The organism is Microbacterium sp. BF1, from assembly GCF_019279095.1.
In the GTDB taxonomy this organism is placed as follows: Bacteria; Actinomycetota; Actinomycetes; order Actinomycetales; family Microbacteriaceae; genus Microbacterium; species Microbacterium maritypicum.
On the sequence record NZ_JAGYWT010000105.1, the window covers coordinates 1 to 6,506 of the forward strand.

Sequence of the window (6,506 nt, forward strand, 5' to 3'; positions counted from 1 at the left end):
TCGGCACTGCGTTCGTGCACACCGTCATCGACGACCACTCCCGCGTCGCTTACGCCGAGATCTGCTCCGACGAGAAAGCGGACACCGCGATCGGTGTTCTCCGCCGAGCGGTGTCCTGGTTTGCCGACCGCGGTGTCACTGTCGAGCGCGTCCTCTCGGACAACGGCTCGGCCTACAAGTCTCACGCCTGGCGCGATGCCTGCATCGATCTTGGGATCACGGCGAAGAAGACCCGGCCTTACCGTCCACAAACGAATGGGAAGATCGAGCGCTTCCACCGCACCCTCGCCGACGGCTGGGCATACGCGAAGCTCTATCCCTCAGAGACTGAGCGCCGCAAAGCACTCCCGGGCTGGCTGCACTTCTACAATCATCACAGGCACCACTCCGCGATCGGAGCCCCGCCCATCAGCAGAATCGAAAACAACCTGCCTGGACATCACACCTAGCTCTGGGCCTCGCCGAGGCGTGCTTCGGGCGTGAGGTCGGCGCGGAGACCGCCGCCGGTCGCAGCCCGGGCAAGAGCGCGACCCAGCGCAGGTGCCTGCTTGAACAAATTGTGACCGGCCACAAAAAGGACAGAGCCTGCCTCCCACACGGCCACGCCGTCCTCACTCCACGGGAGATCGGTCACCCAGCAGTGAAGGAAGTCGCGCGGCTCTGGGTGGAGACCGGGCAGCGCCCGTGTCACGTATTCGCGTGCGCGTTCGTCCAGCGATCTAATCGCCGCCGGGTCGATGAAAGTTCCGTCGTCGCGGACGCCGACGGTGTCGCTGAGTCCGACCGAATAGCTGCTGTTGCCCGGTAGCGGCGTCGCGTAGACGCCGACTTCGCCGAAGACGCCGCTGCTGTCCTGCAGGCACGCGACTCGTGCCGGGGCGGCGGCTTTCACGTCGAAGGTCAGCCGGACGTGTGCGGCAAGGCGAACCGGCAGCGACAGGCCGACGCTGCGTGCCAGACGGGCGGTTTCGCGGCCGGCGCACACGACCACCTTGGAGTAGACAGCCCGGTCGGTGACGCTGCGCACCTCGACCGTCCCGTCGGCGCGGGGATCGATGGAGATGACCTCACCTGTGGTGACGGCATCTGCGAGGGCACCCGTGAGTGCCGTGATCGCGGCTCGGGTACGGATCGCGCCGCCCGATTCGTCGAGCACAGCTGGCCCCGAGTACCCAGCGAGCAGCGGCATCCGCTGGGCGACCTCGGCCGCGTCGATCTCGTGCGCTTCCACGCCGCCGACCTGGTCGAGCACCCGCAGCCGCGCCAGGGCGCTGTCTCCGATCGCCAGGACACCGTCTGATGAGACCAGCTCGACGTCGAAGTGTTCGGCCCACTCATCCCATACGCCGCGGCTTTCGCGCGCGAAAGCGACGAGTCGCGGGTCGTCGTGGGCATGCCGGAAGATCCGCGACTCGCCTGCGGACTGACCCGTCCCGGGCACACCAGCCTCGTACAAGCGCACCGGTACGCCCTGATCCCGCAGCGCGTACGCCGTCGCCAGACCGACGATCCCGCCCCCGATCACTGCTACCTCGGGTGAACGCGTCGTGGCAACGCCGTCGTCAGTTCCTGTCATCGCGGTTCCCCGATCTGTTGGCGATTAGCGGTAGGACGCAAGAGAAGGGGCCGCTGCCACGGCGTCAGCGGGCTGTGCAAGCCCGAAGCCACCGCGCGCAAACGACCCCTCCTTTCTGGGCCAGTACTCCCGGTCTGTGGTGTCAGGCGGGGAGTTTGGAGCCCAGGACGTCGAGCTTCTCGATCGTCGGCTCGCTGAACAGTTTGCCCGTCTGCTCGCCGAGAGCGGTCGCGACTGCGCCGGACAGGTGCGCGTCGCGGCCGGCGTCATCGGGGAACACGTCGAAGATCCCGAATGAGGACGGGCCGAGACGGATCGCGAACCACGCGGTGGTCGCCTGCTCGTCCTCAACAAGCGCACGGCCGCTGTCAAGGAACTCCTTCACGTCGTCCTCCTTCCCGGGCAACGCGTCGAACCTGACCATCAATCCCTTGGTCACACTCATGACTGCTCCTCTTCCTTTGTCGTGGTGCCCGCGAGTTGGGTCACTATCGCCTCGGAGAACGCCGGCAGGTCCTCCGGCGAACGGCTGGTGATCAGGTTCCCATCCACCACGACGTCCTGGTCGACGACGTCCGCACCAGCGTTGCGCAGGTCCGTGCGGATGCTCGGGAACGACGTCAGGGTGCGACCGGCGGCCACGCCGGCCTCGATCAACGTCCACGGTCCGTGACAGATCGCAGCAACGGGCTTGCCGCTCTCGACGAAGTCGCGGACGAAGGAGACGGCGTCCTTGTCGACCCGGAGCTGGTCGGGGTTCACCGTGCCGCCGGGAAGCAGCAGGGCGTCGTAGTCGCCCACCGAGGCGTCGGCGACCAACCCGTCGACGGTGAACGTGCCCGCTTCATCCAGGTCGTTCTCACGGGCCTTGATCTCGCCGTCGTGGATCGATAGGACCTCGGTCTGAGCGCCGGCCCGTTCCAGTGCTTCGCGGGGTTGCTCGAGCTCAACGCGCTCGACTCCGTCGGCGGCGAGGATCGCGACTCTCTTGCCCTGCAGCGTCTCGGCCATATCAGTTCGCCTTCTTCTCGGTCGACATCCCGGGCTTGATGAGAACCTTGGTCCAACCCTTGGACCTGGCGTCGAAGTTCTTGTAGGCATCGGCAGCCTGGTCCAGCGAGATCTCGTGGGAGACGATCCACGAGGGGGTCGCCTTGCCGGCCGCGATCAAGTCCCGGAGCTGTCGGTTGTACCGCTTGACCGGGGCCTGTCCGTTTCCCATGGTCTGCCCCTTGAACCAGTGTGTGCCGAAATCGATGGCCGCCTTTCCCTGCCTGGCGAGATCATCCTTGCCTCCAGGGTCCTGGGGGACGAACACGCCGACGGTGCCGATTCTTCCGGTGAAGCGGACCGAGTTGATGAGCATGTTCAGGGTGGCGGCGGTGTCCTCGTTGCCCTGGGGATCGTGGGCCTGGTAGCCCACGCATTCGCAGCCACGGTCAGCTCCGAGCCCCATCGTCTCGTCGAGAACAGCTTGCACGGGGTCGACCTTGGAGTCGTCGATGGCAATCGCGCCGATCTGCTCGGCCAGCGCGAGCCGGTCAGGGTGGCGATCGACCACCATCACCTTTGCGGCACCCTTGATCGTCGCGGACAGGGCGGCCATCAGCCCGACCGGACCCGCCCCGGCGATCACGACGCTGTCACCGGGGATCACGCCGGCCATCTCGGTGGCGTGGTAGCCGGTGGGAAAGATGTCAGAGAGCATGACGTAGTCGTTCTCCTTCTCCTCCGCATCCTCGCCCAGGCGCAGCGCGTTGTGGTCACCGAAAGGCACGCGGAGCAGCTCCGCTTGGCCACCGCCATAAGAACCCATGTCGGCGAACCCATAGGCCGCACCCGCGAATGATGGGTCGGGCTGGGTGGTGAGGCAGTAGTTGGTCAGGCCGCGTTCGCAGTTCTTACAGAATCCGCACGAGATGTTGAACGGGAGCACAACCCGGTCTCCGACCCTGACCTTCTCCACGCCACTACCGACCTCGATGACCTCCCCCATGTTCTCGTGACCGAACGTCCGGCCTACCTCGAAGGAGGTCCGCCCCTCGTACATGTGGAGGTCCGAGCCGCAGATGTTCGTCGTCGTCACCCTGACCAGCACATCGGTGGGTCGCTCGATCTTCGCGTCCGGGACATCCTTCGTGCTGACCTGACGGGGTCCCTCGTACACTACTGCTTTCATGTCTACTCCGATCAAATGGTGTTGCTCGAGAACCTACTGGCCTCGATAGCCTGCTGGTAGGGCATTGACAACGCCAGCCCTTCGCGAGACATTGAACGCCCGCCGAAACCACGTTCTGATGTGCGTTTTCGGCGCGATCCGTGGGCTCTATCGCGAGTGCACCGTAAACGTTCGTTTCTGGCGACCGGGCCGACGAGGACCATCAAGCGCGCGACACGCCGAAGCGTGACCCGCCGAAACCCCCCGCCGAAACCTAACCGCACCGAAACGCGTGTGGTACGTATTCGGCGGAGTGTCGGACGGGCGTTCTCGACAGCGAATACGCCGGTCACGATTACGCCGGGTCACCAGTAGTGGAAACCGACCCATCCCCGATCACCGAACATCCCGCGCCGGCAGCGATGAGAAACCGCTTCGGGTATGCGCCCCCGGGCGCACAGCAGGCTCGGGCGTGTGAGAGTGCGGCATCTGCCCATTCAACACGGCCAGCCGTCATCAGGCGTGATGATCATCGGCCTTCCCGCCACGGGTTGCGAGAATGGTTCGATGGCTGACACCGGCAGTGACTCCACCCGTCTCGTCATCTTGCGCGGCGACGCGGCGTCGGGCAAGACGACGACGGCGACGGCGCTGCGGCCGAAGCTCGGTGAGCGGGTGGCTCTCATCTCGCAGGATCACTTTCGCCGGGAGCTGCTGCACGACCCCGATCGGCTGAGGCGGTCCAGGGATGCCAGCGTCCTGATCGTCGGCGCTGCCCGACAGGCACTCGACCTCGGATACGACGTGATTCTCGATGGGGTCTTCAACCTGCGCGACTACTCCGACGTCTTCGAGAGCTTGTATCGCGACCACCGCGGGACGACGTGCATCTACCAGTTCGACGTCGGTCTCGACGAGACGATCCGGCGCCACGCGGGGAGGCCGCTCGCGAACGACTTCGGTGAGGACAGGATCCGCGAATGGCACGACGGGTGGCAACCACTCCCCTGGTTCGATGAGCGGCGGGTCGGACCGGAGACGACTTCCGAAGAACTCGTGAAGATCATCGTGGAAGACCTCAGCGGCGGCATGCGCATGTGATTGCGCCACACGCGATCACCGGATGGCGGAGGAGACCGACATCGACGAGTCCGCCCTCTTGCGCTACCGCGGTCGCAGCTGGCTGTAGACGAGCATGTCCTTGCGCTCATCACCGATCGTCTGCCATGTTCCCGGAGGAGTAACGTTGGGGAGGTGCAGCAGGTCTCCCACTCCCCCGTCTCGACACCGGGGTGGCGAGCATGGCTGATATGGTCCGTCGGAGTCGCGGCATATGTGCTCGCGATCACGAACCGCACATCTCTCGGCGCCGTGGGCGTCGAAGCGGCGGACCGGTTCCAAGCGGATGCGTCGACGCTGGCGCTGTTCGCCGTGGTGCAGCTCGCCGTCTACGGCGGCATGCAGATCCCCGTCGGTATTCTGCTGGATCGCTTCGGGTCGCGTCCGATCATGACGGTCGGCATGTTACTCATGGCCGCGGGCCAGCTGACCATGGCGCTCTCCCCCAGCATCGGCGTCGCGATCTTCGCACGCGTGCTGCTCGGCGCAGGCGACGCCGCGATCTTCCCCGCTGTACTGCGTCTGGTGGCGACCTGGTTTCCTGCGCAACGAGGGCCGATCATGGTCCAGTTCACCGGCATCATCGGCCAGACCGGCCAGCTGATCGCCCTGGTTCCCGTCGCTGCACTCCTGCACGCCACCAGCTGGAGCATCACCTTCGGCAGCATCGCCGGCCTCGGCGTGCTCTTCACGATCCTCGTCGCCTTGGTCATCCGCAACCATCCCGCAGAGCGCGGTGCCGACGTGACAGTGAACACCGATACCGGCGTCATCCGCGTCGTCACCTCCGCGATAGATACCGGAGTCGGCATACGCGCAGCCTGGGCGCACCCGGGAACGCGTCTCGCGTTCTGGTCGCACTTCACCACGCCGTTCGCGGGCACCGCGTTCGTCCTCCTCTGGGGTATGCCGTTCCTCACCGCTGCGGAGGGACTCGATACCGCGCACGCCGCAGGCATCATCTCGGTATATGTCATTGCAGGCATGCTTCTCGGGCCGATCATCGGCGATCTCTCCCGCCGGCTGCCGAATCACCGATCCCTCGCTCTCGTGCTCCCCGCCGTCGGAGTGCAGATGGTCGCCTGGATCGCCGTCATCGCCCTGCCAGGCACCGCACCGAGCTGGCTCCTCTACGTACTGGCCATCGCGCTCGCGACCGGCGGACCCGCATCGATGATCGCCTTCGATCACGCGCGCACACACAACCCGTCCCACAGGCTCAGCACGGCAACCGGGGTGACGAACGCCGGCGGCTTCATCGCCGCACTCATCGCCATCTTCCTGATCGGACTCGCCCTCGACCTTCAGGGCGCCGGCACTCCCGAGACCTATTCGCTCGATGCCTTCCGGATCGCGTTCCTCACGCCGATCCCCCTCTGGATCATCGGCACCGTGTTCATCCTCATCGAACGCAAGCGGACGCGGATCCGCATGGGTCTGGATCCCGAACGGCGGCGCTGAACCTCAATCCGCACAGCGTTTCCCGCTGCGTGGCTCGAAATCCGCGCGCGGAGTCCGGTGCGGTCACGGCGGCGCTGAAGACGGTGAGATCAACGACCGCGCGGGGTCCAACCGGAGGGAAGCGGCCCCTCCTGCACGGCTCGCTCCCGGTCGGCCCGTGCGGACCAGCCCTGTGCACGGTCGACCGTGTCG

7 protein-coding genes are annotated in these 6,506 nt (G+C 65.9%); 3 read left to right on the plus strand and 4 right to left on the minus strand.

Going from position 1 to position 6,506, the window contains the following annotated elements:
* The coding region (locus KZA10_RS05705; RefSeq protein ID WP_218682393.1) for an integrase core domain-containing protein at positions 1-449 on the plus strand (449 nt) is incomplete at its 5' end.
* Here the strand turns inward: KZA10_RS05705 and KZA10_RS05710 are convergent.
* From KZA10_RS05710 to KZA10_RS05725, 4 genes are all read right to left on the minus strand, one after another.
* Entirely contained in the window at positions 446-1,576 is a 1,131-nt protein-coding gene (locus KZA10_RS05710) for an FAD-binding oxidoreductase (RefSeq protein ID WP_218682394.1), read from the minus strand. The two genes, KZA10_RS05705 and KZA10_RS05710, sit on opposite strands and share 4 nt — an antisense overlap.
* Positions 1,577-1,718: 142 nt before the next feature.
* On the minus strand, positions 1,719-2,021 hold the full coding sequence (locus KZA10_RS05715; RefSeq protein ID WP_218682395.1) for a putative quinol monooxygenase: 303 nt from the start codon (positions 2,019-2,021) through the stop codon (positions 1,719-1,721).
* Entirely contained in the window at positions 2,018-2,587 is a 570-nt protein-coding gene (locus KZA10_RS05720) for a type 1 glutamine amidotransferase domain-containing protein (RefSeq protein ID WP_218682396.1), read from the minus strand. Before KZA10_RS05720 ends, KZA10_RS05715 begins: the two co-directional genes overlap by 4 nt.
* A 1-nt stretch (position 2,588) precedes the next feature.
* Positions 2,589-3,755, minus strand: coding sequence for a glutathione-independent formaldehyde dehydrogenase (locus KZA10_RS05725; protein WP_218682397.1), 1,167 nt, complete (start codon positions 3,753-3,755; stop codon positions 2,589-2,591).
* Positions 3,756-4,301: 546 nt separating this feature from the next.
* On the opposite strand from KZA10_RS05725, the gene KZA10_RS05730 reads away from it, so the two are divergent.
* Both KZA10_RS05730 and KZA10_RS05735 read left to right on the plus strand, forming a co-directional pair.
* Entirely contained in the window at positions 4,302-4,835 is a 534-nt protein-coding gene (locus tag KZA10_RS05730; RefSeq protein ID WP_218682398.1) for an AAA family ATPase, read from the plus strand.
* Between the two features lie 153 nt (positions 4,836-4,988).
* On the plus strand, positions 4,989-6,314 hold the full coding sequence (locus KZA10_RS05735) for a nitrate/nitrite transporter (RefSeq protein ID WP_218682399.1): 1,326 nt from the start codon (positions 4,989-4,991) through the stop codon (positions 6,312-6,314).
* Positions 6,315-6,506 lie beyond the last annotated feature (192 nt).